At 69.1% G+C, this 22,071-nt stretch carries 21 protein-coding genes; 11 read left to right on the forward strand and 10 right to left on the reverse strand.

Features of this window, described 5'->3' with window-relative positions:
• The first annotated feature begins 90 nt into the window (after window positions 1–90).
• Window positions 91–612 (forward strand): aminoacyl-tRNA deacylase, encoded by a 522-nt coding sequence (locus AC6JA9_RS41145; RefSeq protein WP_223750498.1) that lies wholly within the window; start codon window positions 91–93, stop codon window positions 610–612.
• Here the strand turns inward: AC6JA9_RS41145 and AC6JA9_RS41150 are convergent.
• Window positions 606–1,625, reverse strand: a complete 1,020-nt coding sequence (locus tag AC6JA9_RS41150) for an ABC transporter ATP-binding protein (RefSeq protein ID WP_223750499.1) — start codon at window positions 1,623–1,625, stop codon at window positions 606–608. The two genes, AC6JA9_RS41145 and AC6JA9_RS41150, sit on opposite strands and share 7 nt — an antisense overlap.
• Window positions 1,626–1,912: 287 nt before the next feature.
• Between AC6JA9_RS41150 and AC6JA9_RS41155 the strand changes: the two genes are divergently transcribed.
• The 4 genes from AC6JA9_RS41155 to AC6JA9_RS41170 all read left to right on the forward strand — a co-directional run bounded on the left by AC6JA9_RS41155 (window position 1,913) and on the right by AC6JA9_RS41170 (window position 4,128).
• Window positions 1,913–2,203 carry a hypothetical protein gene (locus AC6JA9_RS41155; RefSeq protein ID WP_046717013.1) on the forward strand — a complete coding sequence of 97 codons (291 nt, stop codon included), beginning with the start codon at window positions 1,913–1,915 and terminating at the stop codon, window positions 2,201–2,203.
• A 132-nt stretch (window positions 2,204–2,335) separates the two neighbouring features.
• On the forward strand, window positions 2,336–3,322 hold the full coding sequence (locus AC6JA9_RS41160) for a C2 family cysteine protease (protein ID WP_408888691.1): 987 nt from the start codon (window positions 2,336–2,338) through the stop codon (window positions 3,320–3,322).
• Complete coding sequence (locus tag AC6JA9_RS41165) at window positions 3,319–3,711, forward strand: hypothetical protein (RefSeq protein ID WP_483579142.1); 393 nt, start codon at window positions 3,319–3,321, stop codon at window positions 3,709–3,711. The genes AC6JA9_RS41160 and AC6JA9_RS41165 overlap by 4 nt, the downstream gene beginning before the upstream one ends.
• 75 nt (window positions 3,712–3,786) lie before the next feature.
• Window positions 3,787–4,128 (forward strand): DUF2845 domain-containing protein, encoded by a 342-nt coding sequence (locus AC6JA9_RS41170; protein WP_223750504.1) that lies wholly within the window; start codon window positions 3,787–3,789, stop codon window positions 4,126–4,128.
• Between the two features lie 12 nt (window positions 4,129–4,140).
• On the opposite strand, the gene AC6JA9_RS41175 is transcribed toward AC6JA9_RS41170, so the two are convergent.
• Both AC6JA9_RS41175 and AC6JA9_RS41180 read right to left on the reverse strand, forming a co-directional pair.
• Window positions 4,141–5,796 (reverse strand): FAD-binding dehydrogenase, encoded by a 1,656-nt coding sequence (locus AC6JA9_RS41175; RefSeq protein WP_223750505.1) that lies wholly within the window; start codon window positions 5,794–5,796, stop codon window positions 4,141–4,143.
• A 76-nt stretch (window positions 5,797–5,872) separates the two neighbouring features.
• The gene (locus AC6JA9_RS41180) at window positions 5,873–6,406 is read right to left on the reverse strand and encodes an ureidoglycolate lyase (RefSeq protein ID WP_408888689.1); all 534 of its coding nucleotides are present in this window, start codon (window positions 6,404–6,406) and stop codon (window positions 5,873–5,875) included.
• A gap of 180 nt (window positions 6,407–6,586) precedes the next feature.
• On the opposite strand from AC6JA9_RS41180, the gene AC6JA9_RS41185 reads away from it, so the two are divergent.
• From AC6JA9_RS41185 to AC6JA9_RS41195, 3 genes are all read left to right on the forward strand, one after another.
• On the forward strand, window positions 6,587–8,776 hold the full coding sequence (locus AC6JA9_RS41185) for a DPP IV N-terminal domain-containing protein (RefSeq protein WP_497958789.1): 2,190 nt from the start codon (window positions 6,587–6,589) through the stop codon (window positions 8,774–8,776).
• Window positions 8,777–8,852: 76 nt separating this feature from the next.
• A complete protein-coding gene (locus AC6JA9_RS41190) occupies window positions 8,853–9,764 on the forward strand; it encodes a DUF6310 domain-containing protein (protein ID WP_223750910.1) in 912 nt (303 codons plus the stop codon).
• Window positions 9,761–10,513 (forward strand): DUF5953 family protein, encoded by a 753-nt coding sequence (locus AC6JA9_RS41195; protein ID WP_223750909.1) that lies wholly within the window; start codon window positions 9,761–9,763, stop codon window positions 10,511–10,513. The genes AC6JA9_RS41190 and AC6JA9_RS41195 overlap by 4 nt, the downstream gene beginning before the upstream one ends.
• 67 nt (window positions 10,514–10,580) lie before the next feature.
• On the opposite strand, the gene AC6JA9_RS41200 is transcribed toward AC6JA9_RS41195, so the two are convergent.
• The 3 genes from AC6JA9_RS41200 to AC6JA9_RS41210 form a co-directional block, all read right to left on the reverse strand.
• Window positions 10,581–11,990, reverse strand: coding sequence for a M16 family metallopeptidase (locus AC6JA9_RS41200; RefSeq protein ID WP_497958790.1), 1,410 nt, complete (start codon window positions 11,988–11,990; stop codon window positions 10,581–10,583).
• An 11-nt stretch (window positions 11,991–12,001) separates the two neighbouring features.
• The gene (locus AC6JA9_RS41205) at window positions 12,002–13,432 is read right to left on the reverse strand and encodes a M16 family metallopeptidase (RefSeq protein WP_497958791.1); all 1,431 of its coding nucleotides are present in this window, start codon (window positions 13,430–13,432) and stop codon (window positions 12,002–12,004) included.
• A gap of 92 nt (window positions 13,433–13,524) precedes the next feature.
• On the reverse strand, window positions 13,525–14,142 hold the full coding sequence (locus AC6JA9_RS41210) for a hypothetical protein (RefSeq protein WP_483579146.1): 618 nt from the start codon (window positions 14,140–14,142) through the stop codon (window positions 13,525–13,527).
• Window positions 14,143–14,534: 392 nt separating this feature from the next.
• On the opposite strand from AC6JA9_RS41210, the gene AC6JA9_RS41215 reads away from it, so the two are divergent.
• Window positions 14,535–15,890 carry a KamA family radical SAM protein gene (locus tag AC6JA9_RS41215; RefSeq protein ID WP_497958792.1) on the forward strand — a complete coding sequence of 452 codons (1,356 nt, stop codon included), beginning with the start codon at window positions 14,535–14,537 and terminating at the stop codon, window positions 15,888–15,890.
• On the opposite strand, the gene AC6JA9_RS41220 is transcribed toward AC6JA9_RS41215, so the two are convergent.
• From AC6JA9_RS41220 to AC6JA9_RS41235, 4 genes are all read right to left on the reverse strand, one after another.
• Window positions 15,874–16,758, reverse strand: a complete 885-nt coding sequence (locus tag AC6JA9_RS41220; protein ID WP_074959133.1) for a DMT family transporter — start codon at window positions 16,756–16,758, stop codon at window positions 15,874–15,876. The genes AC6JA9_RS41215 and AC6JA9_RS41220 overlap by 17 nt on opposite strands.
• Before the next feature lie 215 nt (window positions 16,759–16,973).
• Window positions 16,974–17,735, reverse strand: a complete 762-nt coding sequence (locus tag AC6JA9_RS41225) for an aldo/keto reductase (protein ID WP_497958793.1) — start codon at window positions 17,733–17,735, stop codon at window positions 16,974–16,976.
• Window positions 17,732–18,358: a hypothetical protein gene (locus AC6JA9_RS41230; RefSeq protein WP_426748826.1), complete on the reverse strand. Its 627-nt coding sequence runs from the start codon at window positions 18,356–18,358 to the stop codon at window positions 17,732–17,734. The genes AC6JA9_RS41225 and AC6JA9_RS41230 overlap by 4 nt, the downstream gene beginning before the upstream one ends.
• On the reverse strand, window positions 18,348–19,520 hold the full coding sequence (locus tag AC6JA9_RS41235) for an NAD(P)/FAD-dependent oxidoreductase (protein ID WP_223750902.1): 1,173 nt from the start codon (window positions 19,518–19,520) through the stop codon (window positions 18,348–18,350). Before AC6JA9_RS41235 ends, AC6JA9_RS41230 begins: the two co-directional genes overlap by 11 nt.
• Window positions 19,521–20,054: 534 nt before the next feature.
• Here AC6JA9_RS41235 and AC6JA9_RS41240 point away from each other — a divergent pair.
• Both AC6JA9_RS41240 and AC6JA9_RS41245 read left to right on the forward strand, forming a co-directional pair.
• Window positions 20,055–21,641 carry a hypothetical protein gene (locus AC6JA9_RS41240; RefSeq protein ID WP_483579148.1) on the forward strand — a complete coding sequence of 529 codons (1,587 nt, stop codon included), beginning with the start codon at window positions 20,055–20,057 and terminating at the stop codon, window positions 21,639–21,641.
• Between the two features lie 154 nt (window positions 21,642–21,795).
• Window positions 21,796–22,065: a hypothetical protein gene (locus AC6JA9_RS41245; RefSeq protein WP_223750900.1), complete on the forward strand. Its 270-nt coding sequence runs from the start codon at window positions 21,796–21,798 to the stop codon at window positions 22,063–22,065.
• Window positions 22,066–22,071 lie beyond the last annotated feature (6 nt).

Below are 22,071 nucleotides of genomic sequence, written 5' to 3' on the forward strand. Positions count from 1 at the left end.
GCTCGCGGGCCATGCGCGCGAGTGACAGCGATTGGTCGTCGTGCGCGGAGGGGCGCACCTTCCTTGGGAAGGACCGAGGGAGGCCGCGCCATGATTCCGCAGAACATCCTCCAGTACCTGGAGCGTCACCAGATTCCCTTCGAGCGAAGACCGCACCTGCGAGCCATCACCGCGCAGGCGCTCGCACAGTCGCTGCACGTCAGCGGCTTCCAGGTGGCCAAGTCGGTCATCCTCCGCTCGGAGGACTCGTTCTGGATTTGTGTCGTGGGAGCACCGGACACGGTGGACGTGGACCGCGTCGCGGAGGTGACGGGCGCGAAGGGCTTGCGGCTCGCGGACGAGTCGGAGTTCGCCCACCTCTTCCCCGACTGCGAGGTGGGCGCGGAGCCACCGTTCGGCAGGCGGTATGGGTTGCCGGTGGTGGTGGACGGGCACCTGGGCGAGGCGGAGACGCTGCTGTTCCGCGCGGGCTCGCACGATGAAGCGCTGGAGCTGCGCTTCGCGGACTTCGTGGGCGTGGAGGCGCCGTACCTCGGCGCCATCGTCCATGACCGCCCGGGAGAGGCTCGGAGGCTCCCGTTCGACAGAGAAGCGCTCCAGCCCGACTATTGAGCGAGCGCGCGGCCCGTGCGCGCATCGAAGCGGCGCAGCCTGGACGCATCGAAGCGCAGCGCGACCTCCGCGCCTGACGCCGCGCGGAAGTCACCGGGTGCACGGGCCACCAGGTGCTCACCGCCCACGTCCACGGTCACCCAGCTCTCGGCGCCCATGGGTTCCACCAGGTACACGCGGCCCGTCAGCGCGCTGTCCGTCGATGGGGACGCCATCACTTCCAGGTGTTCCGGGCGCAGGCCCAGCACCACCTCCTCTCCGGCGAGTCCCAGGGTCCGGGGCTTGAGCTGGTTGATGCGAGGCGAGCCGAAGAAGCCCGCGACGAAGAGGTTCGCGGGGGCGTCATACAGCTCGCGCGGTGGAGCCACCTGCTGCACCTCGCCCTGGCTCATCACGACGACGCGGTCGGAGAGCGTCATGGCCTCGGCCTGGTCATGGGTGACGTAGATGAAGGTGGCCTGGAGTCGCTCGTGCAGCTTCTTGATTTCGCCGCGCATCTGGGTGCGCAGGGCGGCGTCGAGGTTGGAGAGGGGCTCGTCGAACAGGAACACCTTGGGGCGGCGCACGAGGGCGCGACCCAGGGCCACGCGTTGGCGCTGTCCACCGGACAGCTCCTTCGGGCGACGCGAGAGCAGGGCCTCCAGGCCGAGCACCGAGGCGACCTCGCGCACGCGAGCATCGATGTCCGAGCGAGGAAGGCCGGCGACCTCCAGCGGGAAGGCGAGGTTCCGGGCCACATCCAGGTGGGGATAGAGGGCGTAGCTCTGGAAGACCATGGCGATGTCCCGCTCCTTGGGGGACATGCCGTTCACGACAGTGCCATCGATGCGCAGCGTTCCGGAGGACAGCTCCTCCAGCCCGGCGATGAGGTTGAGGGTGGTGGACTTTCCGCAGCCGGACGGGCCGACGAGTGACACGAACTCGCCGTCTGCGATGTGGAGCGTCACACCCTTCACGGCGGCGACGCCGCCCCGGTACACCTTGCGTACATCCTCCAGGGACACCGTCGCCACGCTGCTAGGCCTCCCCGAGGCCCGAAGCCCGGGCCCATGTCGTCCAAGTCGAAGCTGTCGTCCGAGGGTGCATGACCCCGGAGCATCGCCACGACACCCCGCACGGCAAGCGCGATGTCACAGCGCCGTGCACCTGCTGACAGCCCGCCTCCACCCGCCCACCCCATCCCACACTCCCAGTCAAAGCCTCTCCCGCCAGGGACAGGCCCCCGTGCTAGCGTCCGGGAACATCTGACGCGAGGCCCGTTCCATGGGTCCGCACGTCCTGACGCTTGGGGGAAACAGGCATGTCATCCGACACCATCACACTCATCAAGGGCCAGGGGCCCCTCGTGCTCCCGCAGAAGCCGCACCTGCGCCTGGCCAGCGGCAACTTCTGGCCCGAGGAAGTGGACGGCCGCGAGAAGCAGCTCACCGCGGGCCTCTTCATCATCGACACCCGCACCTCCCCCTCCAAGCAGGACCACGTGCGCGTCCACGCGTCCCAGGTCGTCGAGGTCGACGGAGCGAAGCTGGAGATCCTCGAGGTCCGGGGCGAGAACGGCCAGGAAGCCGCCATCCACCTCAAGGTCCGCTAGCACCCCGCACCGCAAGTGCGGGCCCCACGCAACTCGGGGCAGTGCCGTTGAGATAATCCAGACATCCACCACCGTCCTTGGGGGACGGCGGTCCCAAGTTCAAAGTCAGTCGCATCGAGGGGGAGTACGTTCATGAGCTTCAAGATTGGGAATGAAGGGTCCCGCGTCACCCAGACCACCCGCAAGGAAACCGAGGCGGTGCGTCCGGAGGTGAAGAAGCAGGAGGTCCGCGAGACGAAGCCCGAGTGGGCCAGCGGACGCAGCCAGGACGGGATGCTGCCTCCCAGCCGCCGCGAGCAGTTCGCCGCCGCGCTCGGACAGACCTTCCAGGCCAGCGGCGCCGAGACGCCGAAGACCAAGGACCCCAAGGCGCTCGACACGAACGTCACCTACGGTCAGGTCAAGAACGGCAGCGTCTTCGAGGCCGGCACCGACGGCACCAAGGCCCACTGGAACGACGTGCAGCAGGGCCAGATTGGCGACTGCTACCTGATGACCTCCATGGGCGCCATCGCCCGCGCCAACCCGGCCCTCATCGAGAACATGGTCAAGGGCCCGGACGCGTCCGGCAACTACACCGTCACCTTCCAGGACAAGGGCAAGCCGGTGAACATCACCGTCACCCCCGACCTGCCCCTCAACTCCGGTGGCAACCCGGCCTACGCCGGCACCCCGCAGGAGAACGGCAAGGCGGAGCTGTGGCCGGCCCTGGTCGAGAAGGCCTATGCCCAGTGGAAGGGCGGCTACCCCGAAATCGTCCACGGTAACAGCGCCAAGGCGATGGAGGCCATCACCGGCAAGAAGAGCAGCAGCCTGGACGTCGACAGCACCACGCTGGCCGACCTGGACGCGCGCCTCAAGGCCGGCGAGGCCCTCACCGCGGGCACGCACGACGACATCAAGTTCCTCGGCATCGACCTGCCGGACGGCACCGACGGCGCGCGCTACAAGGACGGCACGCTGGTGGCGGACCACGAGTACTTCATCACCGGCGTGGACACCAAGGCCGGCACCGTCACGCTGCGCAATCCCTGGGGCGCCGGCACGCCGGACATCGTGCTGACCGAGAAGGAGTTCCAGGAGTCCTTCCAGTACGCCAACAGCAACCCCACCAAGTGAGTCCCCGGGCGTCGCGCGGATACACCGGTCTGGCGCTGGCCCTCGGGCTGGTGCTGACCGGGTGCGCCCGCGAGACGCCCACCGTGGCGCCGTCCTCCGAGGCGGCGCCCGGCGTCATCACCCTGACGAAGAACCACGGGCCCCTCCAGGTCACGCCCCGCCTGAGCCTGGCCACGGGCAACTTCTGGCCCGAGGACACCGACGCGGGCACTCGCGAGCCCACCGCCGCGCTGTTCATCTTCGACGCGAACCTCCAGCCTCCCTCGCAGCAGCACGTGCGCGTGCGCGCGGGGCAGACGGTGGAGGCCGCGGGCTCGGTGCTGGAAATCTCCGAGGTCATCGACCGGGGAGACGACCAGCGCCTGCGGCTCAAGCTCCGCGCGCCCTGAGTCTTCCGGAGACAGCGTGAATAACCCGGGGGCCCGCGCGTCGGACGCCCACCTTCATTCCCCCGTGGAGCCCTCATGCGTCTGGTCCTCGCCCCGCTCGCCCTCGCTGGTCTGCTGCTGCCCCTGCACGCGGACGCCGCCACGCTGCGCTGTGGCAACAACCTCATCTCCGATGGGGCCACCACCACCGACGCCGTCATCAAGTGCGGCGAGCCCCTGTCCAAGCAGCGCCGCACCGAGTCCACCTCCACCAAGGAGCGGGTGCGCGAGGGCAAGGAGGAGTCCTCGACCTCGAAGACCGTCACGGTCGAGGTCGAGGAGTGGACCTACAACTTCGGACCCAACCGCCTCATGCAGGTGGTGACCTTCACCGACGGCAAGCTGACCGACGTGCGCAGCACGGTCTACGGCAAGTAGCAGACCCTCACGCTACACCGTCGCCGCCAGCGCCCTGCCCGCCGCGCGTCCCGAGAAGATGCACCCGCCCAGGAAGGTGCCCTCGAGCGCGCGGTAGCCGTGCACGCCGCCGCCGCCGAACCCGGCCACCTCGCCCGCCGCGTAGAGCCCCGGCACCAGCTTACCCTCGGCGCCGAACACGCGGCTGGACAGGTCCGTCTCGAAGCCGCCCAGCGTCTTGCGCGTGAGGATGTTCAGCTTCACGCCGATGAGCGGCGCGGCCTTCGGGTCCAGCAGCCGGTGCAGCTTCGCGGTGCGCACCAGCTGGTCTCCCCGGTAGTTGCGTGCCTGGCGAATCGCGGCGATCTGCAGGTCCTTGCCGAACGGGTTGTCCAGTTGCCTGTCCCTCGCGAGCACCTCGCGCTCCACCGTGGCGAAGTCGAGCAGCTTCGTGTCGGTCTTCTCGTTCATCTTCGCCACCAGCGTGCGCAGGTCCTCGGCGACGACGAAGTCCGCGCCGTGCTCCTTGAACGCCTCCACCGGGCCCATGGCCTTCTTGCCCACGGCGCGGTTGAGCACGCCCTTCCAGTCCTTGCCCGTGAGGTCCGGGTTCTGCTCGGAGCCGGAGAGCGCGAACTCCTTCTTCAAGATGGACTGGTTCAGCACGAACCACGAGTAGTCGTGCCCCGTCTTCAGGATGTGCTCCAGCGTCCCCAGCGTGTCGAAGCCCGGGTACAGCGGCGGCGGCAGGCGCTTGCCCGTGGCGTCCAGCCACAGCGAGCTGGGCCCCGGCAGGATGCGGATGCCGTGGCGCGGCCAGATGGGGTTCCAGTTGCGCAAGCCCTCCGTGTAGTGCCACATGCGGTCGCGGTTGATGACCCGTCCGCCCGCGGACTCGGTGATGGCAATCATCCGTCCGTCCACATGGTCGGGCACGCCCTGCACCATGAACGCGGGCGCGGGGCCCAGGCGCGACGGCCAGCTCTTGCGCACCAGCTCGTGGTTGCCGCCGATGCCGCCCGAGGTGACGACGACGGCCGACGCGCGCACCTCGAAGTCGCCCACCGTGTCGCGCGAGCTCTTCACGCCGCGCTCCACGTCCGAGGGCACCAACGTCATGCCCCGCACGCCGACGACGGCGCCGCCCTCGGTGAGCAGCTCGTCCACGCGATGGCGGAACAGGAACGTGAGCGTCCCCTTCTTGCGCGCCTCCTCGGCGCGCCGGACGAAGGGCGCGAGCACGCCGGGCCCGGTGCCCCACGTGACGTGGAAGCGCGGCACGGAGTTGCCGTGGCCCACGGCGCCGTAGCCCCCGCGCTCGGCCCAGCCGACGACGGGGAACCAGCGCAGGCCCTGGTTGTAGAGCCACGGGCGCATCTCGCCGGCGGCGAAGTCCACGAAGGCCTCGGCCCACTTGCGGGGCCAGTGGTCCTCCTCGCGGTCGAAGCCCGCGGTGCCCAGCCAGTCCTCGAGCGCGAGCGCGTGCGAGTCATGGATGCCCATGCGCCGCTGCTCGGGCGAGTCCACCAGGAACAGACCGCCGAAGGACCAGAACGCCTGTCCTCCCAGGTTCTGCTCGCCCTCCTGGTCCACGACGATGACGCGCTTGCCCGCGTCGGCGAGCTCCGTCGCGGCGACGAGCCCCGCCAGCCCCGCGCCCACGACGATGACGTCCGCTTGCTGTCCCATCCGGAGCCTCCAACCCACGAGGAAGGCCCCGGATGATAGGGGAAGCGCGCGCGTCCGTCCGCGTCGGCATCACGCCTCAGCCGTCGAATCGCACCTGGACGTGCGCGGACGGCTCGAAGTGCAGCACCACACAGTCGCCCTCGCTCCCGTCTTCCCACGCCAGCATGGCCAGCTCCGCGGGCGCATCGAGCGCGACGATGGGGTGATGCCACACACCCCGGTGATAGTTCACACCCTCACCGGGACCGCAGATGAACGCCTCCAGGCGCTCCAGGTCCGGACCGCCCGAGGGCGCCGTCGGCGCGACGCACACCAGGTAGCGCTCGCAGCGCATGGGCAGGAACACCTGGCTGGAGTACGGGTGGTGCTCCAGCAGCTTCACGGTGAACGGCAGGGAGCGCGCCACCGAGCGGAACACCGCGAGGTTGGGCCTCGCGGACTCGCGAGCGTTCTCCAGCTTCGCGGACCAGTCGAAGCGCACCGCGGTGCCCTGGTTCGCGAGCGCGCCGGGTCCGAGCCCCGCGCTGACCACGTCGCCGTAGGGCGCGAAGCCCTCGGGGGTCAGCGGCCGCGCGACCAGGACCCGGGGCACGTCTGGATGCTCACGCATGGAATGAGCATACAGGCCGCGTCGCACGCATTGCCATGGAACGGTCATGGTCAACGGGCGCCGCCCGATGCATCACGTTGTCTGTCGCACCGAGGAGCACTTCCGGCTGCCTCGACCTCGCCATGACATGGTCTCTTCACCTCGTGAGCCATCATCCCGATGACTCCGACCACACCCCCCATGCGAATCCTCCTCACCGCCCTGGTCCTGCTGAGCACGCCCGTTCTCGCCCAGCCTCCCCCCGTGTCGGCGCCGAAGACGGAGAGCTTCATCCGTCAGCTCGTGGAGACGCGCTACTTCAACAGCGGCCGGCCCTCGTCCACGAGCTTCACGCCGGACGAGCAGACGCTCCTCTTCCTGCGCACCGCGGAGGGCTCGCGAGCCACCGCGCTCCACGCCTTCGACACCGCCACGGGACAGACGCGGGAGTACCTCACCGCGGAGAGCCTCCTCCAGCGCGCACAGGAGAGCCTCACCGCCCAGGCGAAGGCGAAGCTGGAGCCCGTGCGCGCCTCGCCGCGAGGCCTGGGCTCCTATGCGCTGTCCGAGGACGGTGAGAAGCTGCTCGTGGGGATGTCGGGCAAGCAGTACGTCGTCGCGCGCGCCTCCGGGAAGGTGACGGAGTTGAAGCTGGGCGCGGGCGCGATGGACGTGCGCTTCTCGCCGGACGCGACGCAGGTGGCCTACGTGCGGGGCCACGACGTGTATCGCCTGGACCTCGCGACCAACACCGAGCGGGCGGTGACGAAGGGAGGCACGGAGGACAAGAGCCACGGGACGCCGGAGTTCATCGCCACCGCGGAGATGATGCGCTTCTCCGGCTACTGGTGGAGCCCGGACGGCAAGTCCTTGGCCTATACGGAGTCCGACTCGAGCGGCGTGGAGAAGCTGGTCGTCCCGGACGCGCTGAATCCCGAGCGGGAGGGACAGCGGCTCGCCTATCCGCGCGCGGGCAAGCCCAACGCGCGGGTGCGGCTGGGCATCCTCCCCGTCACGGGTGGCAAGACGACGTGGGTGCAGTGGGATGCACAGAAGTATCCCTACCTCGCCACGGTGCGCTGGCCGGCGAAGGGGCCGCTGACGGTGCTGGTGCAGAACCGCGCGCAGACGGAGGAGCTGCTGCTCGCGGTGGACCCGAGGACGGGGAGCACGCGCACGCTGCTGGTGGAGAAGGACGACGCCTGGCTCACATTGCATCAGACGTTCCCCCACTGGCTCGCGGATGGGAGCGGGTTTCTCTGGTACACCGAGCGCAACGGGGCGGGTGAGCTGGAGCTGCGCGATGTCACGGGCAAGCTCGTGCGCTCGCTCGTGCCGCCCGACGCGGGCTTCTACGACCTGGTGGGCTACGTGGAGCAGGACGGCACGGTGTACTTCTCCGGCGGCACCGCGTCGGAGGAGCGCTACGTGTGGCGGCTGAGCCCGGGAGGCAAGCCGACGCGGGTCACGAGCGAGCGCCCCGCGCTGGAGCAGGCGAAGCTCTCCAAGCGGGGCGGGTTCCTGGCATTGAGCGCCGAGGGGCCGCGGCGGATGAAGAACACCACGGTGCTGAAGGCGGATGGCACGCGGGTGGGAGAGCTGCCCTCGCTGGCGAAGGTGCCGGCGCTGCAGCCGCGCATCGAGGTGCGGCACGTGGGCAAGGAGCGCTATCCCACGTCGCTGGTGCGGCCTCGCGACGCGAAGCCCGGGGTGAAGCTGCCGGTCATCGTGGACATCTACGGCGGGCCCGGCATGGCGATGGTGTACCAAAGCATGATGCAGCACCTCACGGACCAGTGGCTGGCGGACCAGGGGTTCATCGTGGTGAAGCTCGACGGGCGCGGCGTGGCGCCCACGGCGGACGCGAAGCTGCGCAAGCCGAAGTACGACTGGCCTCGCCTGGTGCTCGACGAGCAGGTGGCCGCGCTGCGCGCGCTCGCGGCCGAGGTGCCGGAGATGGACCTGGGCCGTGTGGGAATCACGGGCGCGAGCAACGGCGGCTATATGTCCGCGCTGGCGGTGCTCACGCGTCCGGATGTCTTCAAGGCCGCGGTGGCCGTGTCCTCGGTGACGGACTGGCGCGACTACGACTCACATTTGACGGAGCGCTTCTTCGGCCTGCCCGACGAGCAGCCGCAGGCCTACGAGCAGGCCTCGCTGCTCACGCACGTGAAGGCGGGCAAGCCCATGGGCAAGCTGCTGGTGGTCCACGGCACGGCGGACGACAACGTCCTCTTCTTCCAGGCGCTCAAGCTGTCGGACGCGCTGTTCCGCGCGGGCCAGCCCCATGAGCTGCTGCCCCTGAGCGGCATGGGGCACATGGTGTTCGACCCCGTGCTCGCCGAACGCCTGTGGGAGGAGACGGCGCGCTACTTCCACCAGCACCTGTAGCCGTCGGGACTGCTGGCATACTCCACGAGCAGCCAGCTTCTCCCCCACGGCGCACCACATCGACCAGAACGAAACCATGCGACTCCGCGCTTGCGCCGCACTCCTGCTCTTCAGCTCCGCCTGTGCCACGTCGACACCAAACCCAGGAGCGCGTACGTCCCGGAGCCCGAAGCTGGCCAACCTCCGGCGGGCCGCGACACTACCCTGGACTGACGGAGGACGGTGCGTCGTTCGCGAGGCCGCCCACCCCTGGCCCGTGCTCGCGGAGCGGTGCTTCGCGGCGCTCGACCATGACCGGGTCCGGCTGAATGACCGGACGGGACGATGTGCTGTCGCTTCTACGGCTGCGGCGGCGCTGGGCGTCGGCCTCTGCGTCCTCGCTGCGCCCGAAATCGTCGTGGGCGCGGTGATCGTCCTGGGCGCAGTGGTGGTGGGTGTCGCCATCAAGGAAGCGTTGGATGCGTATGCGCTGAGCGGGAATCGTCCGAACGAGGACGAGGCCACTCCCCGAACGAAGTCGGCTCCGCGAGACACCTCGGCGAATCGAAAGCCCACTCCAGACCCATCGGCACAGGACGCGTTTCCTCCTGTGCCAACAGGGCCTCGCGAACACGAGCGCCGCCCTGAGTGCAGACCCATCCCGGTTCCTCACGCAGGAGAGGACGCGCCGCACAATGCGTGCGCCGACAGGTTTCCACCCAACCGGTATCCAGGCATGGACGTCCTCGTGAACGGGGTTCGCTTCGATGCGCTGCAAGTTGGCGCGCGAGTGCTCTGGGAGATCAAGACCCACCGCTTCGATACCTATAACGGCTTCATCCAGAGTCAGGAGATAGAGAAGGAGATGGAGCAACTCGGCAGGGAGCGCAGAGCAGCCACGGCCTGCGGCTATGGCTTCGTCATAGGAGTGAGCACCACGGCCCATCGGGACATGCTGGAAGCACAGGACCCCACGCTCGATATCGTCGTCACGGGGTGCTCACGATGAACAAGAGCAGAACCCTCATCGTCATCGCCTACGCCCCAGCGCTCGCGAGGCACGATGACCGCGCGCTCGCCATCGTCCATGGCATGGAACAGTCGCTCCCTGGCTTGCGCCTGCAATGGAAGCTCGCCGGGGGCGGCCGCCCCATCGCATTGCCCGACCGTGATGCGTGGCTCACGGAGAACACCTTGGACGGGGCCTTCCCCCTCCTGTGCAACGGCGACGAGAGCTACCCCATCACGGTTTCGGGGAGGGACCGGTCCGGGCTCTTCAGCCCAGGCGGTCAGGACCAGGTCGAAGTCCATGCGCGACTGCCACTGGATGAAGGCGGAATCACCGCGGCGTCGGCCCTGCTCGAGGGCATGGCAGAGGGCGCGCGCGCGTTCTGGGGCCATGCGTCCCCGGACAGCTACGGCGCAGAGGTTGCGCGACAGTTTCGCCGCTCCCCCCAGGCCCCCGAGCGCTCTCCTCGCGGGCTTCCCATGCTCGACCTCCCGGAGAAACTCTCCGCGCCAGAGACACCCTGCTTCCTCGGGTGGCTGAACCACTGGTCCAGCGCCGCCGCCAAGCGCATCGGCTTCCCTGCCCCTACCCACGACACCGGACTGCTCTCACGAGCACGGCGCACGGCCTCGGGCGGGTGGGTTGTGCAGCTCACGGACGCGCCGCTCGACTACGACAACCCCTCCCACCTGGACGCGCTTCAGCGAGCCTATGAGCGCCTTCCCGCGATAGGTCGGCGCACGGCGTGAGTCGCGCCGGTCGGCAATTCCGGAAGCGGAAGACCCACGATGGCCTTCCGCCCCCGGGCGCTTCAAATCAGCGCAGCTTCGGCGGCAGCACCTTCAGCTGCGGCTTGACCACCTTCATGTCGCCGACGATGACGATGGTCATCGCGTCCTGCGCGAGCACCTTCGCCGCCACGGCGCGCACCTGCTCCGGCGTCACCGCCATCACCCGGCTCACGTAGTCCTTCAGGTACGTCTCCGGCAGGCCGTGCAGGTCCACGTAGCGCAGCTTGTAGATGAGCCCCGTGCGCGACGAGTTCTCCAGCAGGAACGCCCCCGCCAGGTAGTTCTGCACGTCGCGCAGCTCCTCCGCGGGCGGCGGCGTCTTCCTCAGCGTGTCCACCTCCTTGAGGATCTCCTTCAGCGAATCCCCCGTGTTCGCCGTCGTCACGTCCGCGTTCTGCACCCAGTACGCGTCCTCCACGTGCTCGGAGACCGCGCTGTACGGCGAGTACGCATAGCCCTTCTTCTCACGGATGTTCGACGTGACGCGCGAGCTGAAGTACCCACCCAGCATCGTGTTCAGCACATCCTGCGTGATGGCGTCCTCGCTCGTCGGCGGCAACGCCCTCGTCGCCACCCGCACCGTGGACTGCACCGAGCCCGGCCGGTCCAGGAACTGCACCGACTTCGCCACCTGCTGCTTCGGCACGTTCTTCACCCGCGCCGGGCCCGCGCGCCAGCCACCGAACGCCTCGCGCACCACCTTCTCCACCTCCGCGGGCTCGAAGCGCCCCACCACGTACAGCCGCGAGCGCGCCGCGCCCACGTTGGCCTCGTAGTGCTTGACCACCTGCTCCCGCGTGTACCGCTTGAGCTGCGCCTCCGTCGCCAGCCGGCGCCCGTACGGATGGTCCCCGTAGAGGGCCTTCGCCATCACCTCGTTGGCCAGCACCTGCGGCATCGTGCGGAACACCGCCAGCTCGCGAATCAGGTCCCCCTTCAGCCGCTCCACCTCCGACTCGGGGAAGGCCGGGTTCTGGACCACGTCCGCCACCAGCGTCACCGCCTTCGGCGCGAACTCGGAGAGCACCTCGAGGCCCACGTAGGACTGGTCCTGCTCCGTGCCGACGTCCAGCTCCCCGCCCAGCTCGGCCGCCGTCTGGGCCACCTGCGCCGCGGAGCGCGTCGTCGTGCCCTCCTTGAGCAGCTTGCCCGCCAGGTCGAACAGCCAGGTCTCGTCCGCCGTCTCATGGATGTTGCCCGTGTCCACCACCAGCTGGATGGCCACCTTCGGCATGTCGCCATACGGCAACAACGAGACCTCCAGCCCGTTGTCGAGCTTGAAGGACGTGCGCTGGGGCACATCGAAGGGCTTGGGCGCCGCCGGCGCCGGCGGAGCATCCTTCGCGGCGGGCGCGGCCAGCACCGGCGCCGCCACCAGCCCGAACACCAACAGCGAGGACGCGACGAGACGATTGCGAATGGAATGGAAGGTCATGTTCGCGTTCCTCAGTCAGCCAGGAGCGTCTGGGGGGAAGCCGACACCGTGAGCACCGTGCGGTTCGTCGGACGCAGGTACTCGCGGGCCGTGCGCTGAATCATCTCGGGCGTCACCTTCATCAGCTCGTCCTCGAGCCGGTTGATGCGCGCCGGGTCGTCGAAGAACAGCGCGGACGAGGCCAGCAGGTCCGCGCGGCCGAAGCCGAGCATGCCCTCCACGTGCGCGTACAACCGGGAGCGCGCCTTCACCCGCGCCCGCGCCAGCGTCTCGGCGTCCACCGGCTTCTCCACCAGCTTCGCCACCACCCCGTCGATCTCCCCGGCAATCGTCTCCGGCGAGATGACCGTGTCGTGGAACAGGTACACGGTCCACAGCATGGGCCCGTTGTAGTTCCACTGGTTGCCCAGCTCGTTCACCCCGCCGCTCAGCTCGCCGGCGATGCCCTTCTTCTGCACCAGCTGCTGGTAGAGCGCGCTGTCGCTGCCCTGCAGCAGGATTTCGTCGATGAGCGCCATCGCGTAGAACTCCGGCGTGCCCACCGCCGGCATGTGATAGCCCGCCGCGAACGCCGGCCGGGTGATGCGCGCGTCCTTCTTGTCGTGCCGCTTCTCCTTCTCCTGGCGGGGCTCGGAGATGTCCGGCAACTGCGGCACCGGCGCCTTGGGCAAGGGACCGAAGTACTGCTGCACCCAGCCCTTCACCTGCTCGGGCTCGAAGTCGCCCACCACCACCAGCGCCGCGTTGCTCGGCGCGTAGTACGTCTTGAAGAACGCCCGCACGTCCTCGAGCGTGGCGGCCTCCAGGTCCTTCAGGTCGCCGTAGAAGTTGTGCGCGTTGTACCAGTTGGTGTTCGCCACCTGCGGCAGGTCCAGCCACGGGAAGCCGCCATACGGCCGGTTGAGGACGTTGACCTTCACCTCGTTGGCCACCACGCCCTGCTGGTTCTTGAGGTTCTCCTCCGTCACCTCCAGGCCGCGCATGCGGTCGGCCTCGGCCCACAGCATGGTCTCCAGCGTGTTGGACGGGACGATTTCGAAGTAGTTCGTGAAGTCGAACCGGGTGGAGCCGTTGAACATGCCGCCGTTCTTCTGGATGAGGCGCGCCAGCTCCATCTTCCCCAGGTTCGTCGAGCCCTGGAACATCATGTGCTCGAACAGGTGGGCGAAGCCCGTGCGGTTCCTCGGCTCGATGCGGAAGCCGATGTTGTAATAGACGCCGACCACCGCCTTGGGCACGGTCGTGTCGCGCGAGAGCACCACCCGCAAGCCGTTGTCGAGCTTGTAGTACTCCACCGGCACCTGGAGCTTCGGCGGCTGGGCGGCGGCCTCCACCTTCGCCGGCTCGGGCGCGGGCGGCGGGGGTGTGGGCTGTGCTGCTTCTCGTGAAGCCGCGCACCCGAGGAACGCGGCGGCGGTAACCGCTCCGAGGACTCTCTTCATCGACCCTCCCTGGAACTTGGCCATGCGTCGAAACGACGAGGCCACTACGAGCCTGCGCGGGACGTGATTGCCCCGACAGGTGAAACGAGCCGTCACGCCACCAGGAAGGTGGTCTGACAGTAGGCACACTCCAACTTGTCCCCCGGCAGCACGCTCATGGCGCCCACCGGCGCGTCACACGTGGGGCAGTTGCGAGCCACGCCATGCGCCTGGACGAAGACGCCCCGGTGCACGTACTCGCGCGTCGCCCAGAGGAAGACGAGGTCCGCCTCGTGCCGGGCGACGATGGTCGCGAGCAGCTCCCGCGCCTCGGGCTCCGACACCTTGAGCAGGTCGGCCACGTCGCTCGTGCGGATGCGTGACTGTGCGCGGATGAGTCCAAACAGCAGCTCCCTGCGCCGCGCCTCGCGGAACGGCGCCATGCCCTTCTTCCACAAGAAGCGCCCCACCCCGATGAACACCCCCGCCATCAACAGAATCAACACGCCATCCGAGGCCTTCTTCCCCTCCTCCGGCGAAAAAATCCCCACCACGCCCACCATCAACCCCAGCAGCCCGAACACGATGAGCGGCGCGCCCGCCGCCACCCCCACCGCCCCCAACAGCCTCTTCAGCCCGCCCGCGGCGCCCTCGGGACGGGGGACCACCCGCGGCACGAAGGGCATGGGGGCGGAGGACGGCGGGGCATCGGACTCGAGTGGAGCGGTCATGGCGTCTCGGAGGGCCGGAGGACCCGGCCCGCCACATCCTAGAGTCGGCACCGCCCCTGCTGGCGCACGGAAATTCCACGCCCGCCCAGGCGACCTCCTCCCTGTCCGCATTCAATGACAGACGTGCAACCGCGTTGCGCGCGGCGTCACACGCCAGGCGCTCGGCCCGCACGGACGGGAAGTATCAATCCGCCCGAGGGTCCACGCTCACCCCGTCATTTTCCAAGCGGATTTCAGCCTCGGAGGGGTGACACATCCAGGAGCCCATGGTAACCGGAACCTCCACCTCGTTGGTGGTCAAAAGGCACGTCTGACCATCGACTCACCTCTCATCCCAGGGCCGATTCCGCGGAGCCTCGCGGAGGACCCTGTCATGCAAAGCGAGGAACCGCGTGAGCGCTTCATCCAACGCGGTGCGGTCTCTGTCCGTGGGACAGCGGTACCGTGCCTTCACCCACAGGAACCTGGACGAGCTGACCACCCGGGCGGGGCTCTCCGTGGAAGAGCGGCTGGCCGTGCAGGCGGTGGCCCAGGTGCTGCCCTTCCGGGTCAACAGCTACGTCGTCGAGGAGCTCATCGACTGGTCGGCCGCGCCGGACGACCCCCTCTACCGGCTGGTGTTCCCGCAGGCGGACATGCTGCCGGCCGAGGACGTGTCGCGCCTGGTCGACCTGATGCGCGAGGGCACGGGCAGCCTGGAGCTGGCGGCGTACGTGCGCGAGGTGCGCGCGCGGCTCAATCCGCATCCGGCGGGGCAGATGGAGCTGAACGTGCCCCGGCAGGCGAACGAGGAGGCCATCCCGGGGCTCCAGCACAAGTACCAGGAGACGGTGCTGTTCTTCCCGAAGCAAGGGCAGACGTGTCACGCCTACTGCACGTACTGCTTCCGCTGGGCGCAGTTCGTGGGGGACGCGGACCTGAAGTTCGCGTCGAAGGACATCGCGCCCATGGTGGACTACGTGCGCGAGCACGAGGAGGTCACCAACGTGCTCTTCACCGGGGGCGACCCCATGGTGATGGGCGAGGCGGTGCTGTCGCGCTACATCGAGCCGCTCCTGGGCATCGAGCACCTGGAGGCCATCCGCATCGGCACCAAGTCGCTGGCGTACTGGCCGCAGCGCTTCGTGACGGACCCGGACGCGGACGACACGCTGCGCCTGTTCGAGAAGGTGGTGGCGTCCGGCAAGAGCCTGGCCTTCATGGCGCACTTCTCCCATCCGCGGGAGATGGAGCCGGACATCGTCCAGGAGGCGGTGCGCCGCATCCGCTCCACCGGCGCGGTCATCCGCACCCAGGCGCCGCTCATCCGCGGCATCAACGACGACGCGGCCACGTGGGAGCGCATGTGGCGCACGCACCTGCGCCACGGCATGGTGCCGTATTACATGTTCGTCGAGCGGGACACGGGGCCGCAGGACTACTTCGCCGTGCCGCTCGCGTCCGCGTACGACATCTTCCAGCAGGCGTACCGCCGCGTGTCGGGGCTGGCGCGCACGGTGCGCGGGCCCTCCATGTCCGCCACGCCGGGCAAGGTGTGCGTGGACGGCGTGCTCGAGCTGGGCGGTGAGAAGGTGTTCCTGCTGCACTTCATCCAGGCGCGCGACGCGGAGCTGGTGGGCAAGCCCTTCTTCGCGCGCTACGACGAGCACGCCACGTGGCTGCATGACTTGAAGCCCGCGCTGGGTGCCTCGCGCTTCCCGTGGGAAGCGGACCTGTCCCTGGGGGAGGCCGCTAACCTCCCAGGATGAGGATGGCCATGCCCAGGATGAGCACGGCAATCATCCCGGACTTCAGCGCGATGTTGGCCTCGCGGAAGAAGAGCGCCGACAGCACGAAGCCGACGATGAGGCTCGTCCTGCGCAGCACGGACAGGTGCGTGACGAGCGCCTGGGGCTCGGAGATGGCGACGAAGTAGATGAGCTCCGCCGCCACCCAAGAGCACCCCACCAGGGGGATGCCCCAGCTCCATGTGAGCCCCAGGCCCCACGCGCCCCGTCGCCACATGTACGGCACGAAGACGAGCGCGGACAGCAGGCAGCGCTGGAACGCGGAGCTGGCCTGCAGCTCCAGCACGGGCAGGGCCAGCCGCGCGACGAGGAACTTGTCGTAGACGGTGGTCGCCGCCGACAGCGCGGTGGCGGCGAGCATCCACCAGAAGGAGCGGCTCTTCGACAGCGCGAGGCCCTCCTTCCGGCCCACGATGGACAGCACGTAGTACGAACAGACGGTGAGCATCAGCCCGAGGAACTGGAGGGGCGTGAGCAGCTCGCGGAACATCAGGAACCCGCCCGCGAGCGTCCACAGCGGGCCGGACGCTCGCACCGCTCCCGCGATGGAGATGGGCAGCTCGCGCACCGCGTAGTACGCGAGAATCCAAGAGGCCGTCATCGCCACGCCCTTGGGGAGCAGCCACGCCTGCTCGCGCCATGTCAGGCCGAAGGGGTCGATGGGCACGGGCAGCGCCCCCGGAATCAGCGCGGGCACCCAGCACAGCGCGCCGAAGAGGGAGGACCACATGACGACGGGGATGACGCTGTTGCCCGTCATCGCCTTCTTCGTCCAGACGTCATACAGGCCGAGCATCACGCCCGCGCCCAGGCCATACGCAATCCACATGGTGGGGCTTTCCGAGACAAGGGTGGGCCGCCCGGGCGCTCACGTCGCCCGGGTGGGGTGCTGGCCGTGGCCTTCCGGCCGCCAGCGAACAGGGGATGCGCCGTCAGCCCTGGAGCGAGCGGATGCCAGCGTGGGTCTCACGAGCGACGCGCGCTGTCGGGTGCGACAGCAGGGAGCCCTTCCGGCGCCCCGCCAGCGAGGTTCGAGCCGTGCCGTCAGCCCTGGAGTGAGCGGAAGACGGCGTGGGTTTCGAGCAGGTGCTTCGCGGACTTGGTGCCCGTGAGCACGTAGCCGGAGAAGCGCTGCCGGAGGATGTGCTGGAGCGACTCCCTCGCGGACCGCGTGGGCTCCCGCCCCTCCTCCTGGACGAGCTGCCCCATGGCGAAGGGACGGTTGACCAGGACCTGCAGCCCGTGGCGCGCGGCCAGCTCGAACGCGGGCGCGAGCGTGGTGTTCAGCGCGTTGAACGGGAACTGGAGGAACGAATACACGCCCACGTCACACGCGGCCTCGGCCGCGGCCACGTCGCTCACGCTGACGCCCACGTGACGCACCCCGAGCGTCCCCGCGTACTCGAGCACGCGCAGCACCTCGGGCGAGCTCACGTTGGCCGCCGTGGCCTTGTGCACCTGGAGCAGGTCGATGCGCCCGAGCAGCCGCACGCTCTCGTCCAGGCTCCTGCGAAGCGCGTCGTACGAGTGGTCCGTGAACGACGCCTGCTTCCCCGCGTCCCAGTGCTCCCCCAGCTTGGTGGCGACGAAGACGGAGCTGCGCTCGGCGCCGAGCCGCGACAGGAAGGCGCCGAAGCGCTGCTCGCTCGAGCCATACGCGGGCGCGGTGTCGTAGCAGCGCACCCCCAGCTCGAACGCGGTGTCGAGCAGGTGTTGTCCATCCGCCTCGGTCGGAGGTGGCTCGGAGCGATAGCCCCACGCGCGCCCGAGCGAGAGCAGCCCGAGCCCCAGTCCCACCCCGCTCATGACTTCACCTTCGGGTGATAGAAGGCCTGCGGCTTCACGTCCTCGGCGCGGAACACGCCGTTGCCCAGGATGACCTGCCCCACCTCGAGCACGAGCCCCCGCGCCGTCCCCGAGCCCTTCAGTACCGCCGCGCGCGCGTCCGGGTCCACGTCACTGAAGGGCGCGCCCGCCGCCAGCTTGCAGCTGTCCACCGTGATGGCCCCGAGCAGCTGTGTGCCAGAGCCGAGCGAGCACTCGCCGAACACCGACGCCCCGCCGAGATAGCGGCCCCCATCGCCGATGCGGATGCACGCGCCGGGACGGTTGGCCTTCGCGGTGAATCCGCCCTCGCCGAACTGGTTCCCATCGCCCACGAGGATGGCGCCCGTCTCCGCGGCCAGCAGCGTGCCGGTGTGCAACACATTGCGATTCCCCAGCCGCAGCTCCGCCGTGGGCGCGCAGGTGAGCGTGACACACGGGTAGAGGACGTTGCCCTCGCCCAGCTTCAGGTGCCGCGAGATGAGGACGGAGAACGGGTCGTAGATGACGTTGCCGGTGTCCGCGAGCGCGAGCACCTCCGTCACCGTCAACAACCCCGCGGAGCGCCGGGGCGCATCCAGGGCCGCGAGCAGCTCAAGCCGCATGGTGGGCCTCCCGCGCGACGGAGGCGAGGCTGGCGTGGAGCACGTCACACGGCCGCTTCGCGATGAGCCCGTCCTCCAGCCGCTCGTAGAGCCGCGCCGTGAGCACGTCGGTGAGGAACGGCGCCTCGGTCATCTTCCCCGGCAGGATGCAGATGTGGCCCGGCACCGGCTCGTGGATGGCGATGTTGAGCGAGCGCGCGGACGTGGCATCCGGCGCGAAGTCCACCTTGGTGCAGGCGACGTCGCTGTACGTGCCCGCGTTCTTCCAGCCCGGCACCAGGCGCTCCAGCGCGCGGTGCAGGTTGTCGGCGCGCTCGGGCACGACGAGGTAGTCGGGGTTCGCGCACAGGAGCGCGTCCTCGTTGAGCCCCACGACGCTGTAGTCCCCGTGGTGCATCATCGCCGCCTCGTGCGGGTCCACGTAGAACAGCCCGTGGCCGCCCAGCCGAGGCACCACCACCAGGTGGCTCTTCCAGTAGCGGATGGGCAGCTCCAGCTCGAAGAACTGGCGGAACAAGTCCCGCGCGCCGAAGCCCGTCGAGTAGACGAACAGCCGCGACTCCAGCTGCAGCGTCGAGCCGTCCGCCATGACGACGGTGGCCTCCGAGCCGCGCACGTGCTCCAGCCGGGCGCCGGTGAGCACCTCGGCGCCGCCCTGCTGCGCGGAGGTGAGCAGCTTGCGGTACAGCATCCGCGTGTTGATGCTCACGTCCGCCACCTCGAACACCTCCGAGGCCCGCGTCAGGTCCGCCGACGGGAAGCGCGCGGAGGCCTGCGCCTTCGTCAGCGGCCGATAGGACACGCCCGCTTCGTCCCAACGCGACACCAGCTCCTGGAGCCGGTCCGCGTCCCGCACCAGCACCATCGGCGGACGGTCCGCGTCCTCCACCGCCTCCGGCGCGAACGCGCGAATCTGCTCGTGGCCGTAGATGCAGCGCCGCGCCACCTGCACCGCCGCCTGCCGGTCCTTCACCGAGCCCGCGTGATAGCTGCCCCGGTGCAGCCAGCCCTCGTTGCGCGTGGACGGCCCGCTCGCCAACGTCGGCTGCTTCTCCAACAACAACAACCGCAGGCCGAGCCGCGCCAGCTTGTGGCTCGCCATCAATCCCGTCACCCCGCCCCCCACCAACACCACGTCATATCGCTGCAGGTTTCGCGTCACGGAGGTCTCCCCAAAAGGCTCGCGGCCCCCCCGTCAGACAGTGTTCATGACGGAGAGTTTTCATAATCGTGACTTGCACGATTAACTTGATTTGCAACTATTGACGGTTCGCGTCTGACTTCGGAAGGACGCGCCGGGTGCGGCGTCCGGCCCCATGTCAGACATCGTCCGGAGTCGGTGGCGCGAGGCAGCCTGGAGACAACGGGCTGTCACGCTCCGCTCGACGGCGCCGCTGGCATCGCCGCCAGGAGCCCTCCCGAAGCCCCGTGGCGCACGCCCTCCGTCATGGGAGGGGTCCACCCGCGTCCGTGGGAACGCCAAGCAACGGCGCTCGGACATCCGAGGTTCCACGCCCGAGCGGGCGAAGAGGGCCACGCCGCGCCCGAACGACCAGCGCCGCCGCGCTCACGCGGCGCTTGCCCACAAGTCCCCCACACGCCTGACGGGAGCGCGCACGGCGCGACGAGCCCCAGGCGGACCGAAGCAAACACACCGGCTGCGTTCACCTTGAAATCCTTCAGGAGGCGTGAGCGCGTGCGAGGTCTGTTCAAGTGGGCTGGCTGTGCGGCGATGCTGGTGGCGTGTGGCGGTCCGGAGACGGACGAGGCGCTGGAGGCCGGCGACGACCCGGGCACGCGGCTGGCGAGCGTGACGCTCCCCGAGGGCCAGTCCATCTCGTTCCACGAGGTGCCCGACTACGGCATCGTCACCGTGGTGAAGGGCCCGCGCGGCACGCCCATGCCGGACGCGGCGGCGTTCGACGGGATGCCCATCACGGAGGTCTACCGCAGGCTGTCCGGCGGGCAGGAGCCGCCCGCGAAGCTGGTGGAGGCCGCCAGCCGCGCGCCGTCCATGCTGCACCTGACGCCCACCCGCGAGGCCCTGGCGCCCGAGGGGCCGGCCCGCAGCTCCGCCGACGTGGGGCCCGGCGGCGTCAGCCAGCAGGCCCTGCCGGACACCGCGTGGTGGTCAGCCAACTTCTGCCAGGGGCTCAACCAGGAGTACGACGCCATCTGGTGCCCGACGAACGTGTACAGCTGGGCGCACTCCGGCTGGGGCCCGGTGCAGAAGTACTACCAGGCCTGCGCCACCACGGGTGAGGCCACGGGCACGCTGTGGCTGGAGCGCTGGGGCAGCGGCGCATGGCAGCGCCTGCAGACGGCCAGCCTGCCCAGGTGGTGGTGGACGTGCACGTGGGCGGTGGGCGCGGCGCAGTACCGCTCCGGCATCGACGCCACCGCGAACGCGCTCTTCGTGGAGCGCTACCGCTATGCCATCCCCAACATCGTCGCCAACCTGTCGGACTTCCCGAGCGACCGCAGCTACACGGGCTTCTCCGACAACCTCCAGGGCCTCACCCACGACGCCCACTACTGGTACCAGACGCGCAACGCGACGAACTTCTGGAAGGACGAGTCCACCGAGGGACTCATCGCCTGGTGGCCGATGGCGGGGCTGAACAACAACCCCGGCGGCACCTACCGCATGCCCTCGCCCTGGTACAACGCGGGCTTCCGGCACTACGGCGACCTGGTGCACGTCAACGGCTACCTCTACATCGCCATGGACGGCCCAGGGCGCAGCGGCGCGGTGGGCGTGTTCAACACGAGCATGCAGTACATCGGCTATGCGTCCCTGCCGCAGTGGGAGGGCGGCGTGGCCTTCATCGCGCACAACCCGCGTGACGGCCTGTTCTACGCGGTGACGAACCACCCGGGCTACACGGTGCTGCGCGGCTATCAAATCACGCTGTCCGGCACGACGGTGTCCATCACGCACAAGCGCACGCTGTCCTTCTCCAGCAACATCCCGCAGGGCACCTGGATTCAAGGCGGCAAGATCTCCGCGCGTGGCAACCTCTACGTGAGCGTGGGCGGCGGAGGCCAGACGTCCGGCATCTACATGGTGGACGTCGTCAACGGGTACGTGCAGGGCTACTACTACGTCCCCTACGGCTCCACCGACGAGTTCGAGGGCCTGGACCTCTGGGATTTGGACGCGGACCCGCGCATGGGCGCGCGCGGCCAGATTCACATGCAGAAGATCAACATCGACCTGCCCGGCTTCGACGACGACTACTGGCTGGGCCACTACCGCGTGGACGACCCGAGCCGGCTGTAGGCGCGCAGGGGCCAATCACATCAGCGCCAACACACTCCTGCCGTGGCGCTGGAACAAAGCCTGACATATGGGCCTGGAAGACAATCCAGATTCCGGGCGCCGTCTGTCGATGACATGATTGCGGGCACACCTCGCCGTCCCATCGGAGCCTGCAATGACTCTCCCCGGTCGAGCGCTGTTCCTCGCATGTGCCGCCATCGCCTCGCTGCTCACGGGCTGTTCCGGGCCCGACGAGGCCTCCGTCGGCGCTGACCCCGTCTCCGAGGCGACGTCGTCCGAGTCCGCCCTGGCCTCCTGCACCAGCACCACCCAGACGGCGTGCCGGATGGAGGCCGGGTGCTCGTGGAACGCCGGCTGCTGCGGCGGCCTGTGCCTGCCCACCAGCCAGACCTGCCCCATCACCTGCCCGCCGCCCGAGTCCTGAGCGACG

This window comes from Myxococcus sp. MH1 (assembly GCF_059738865.1).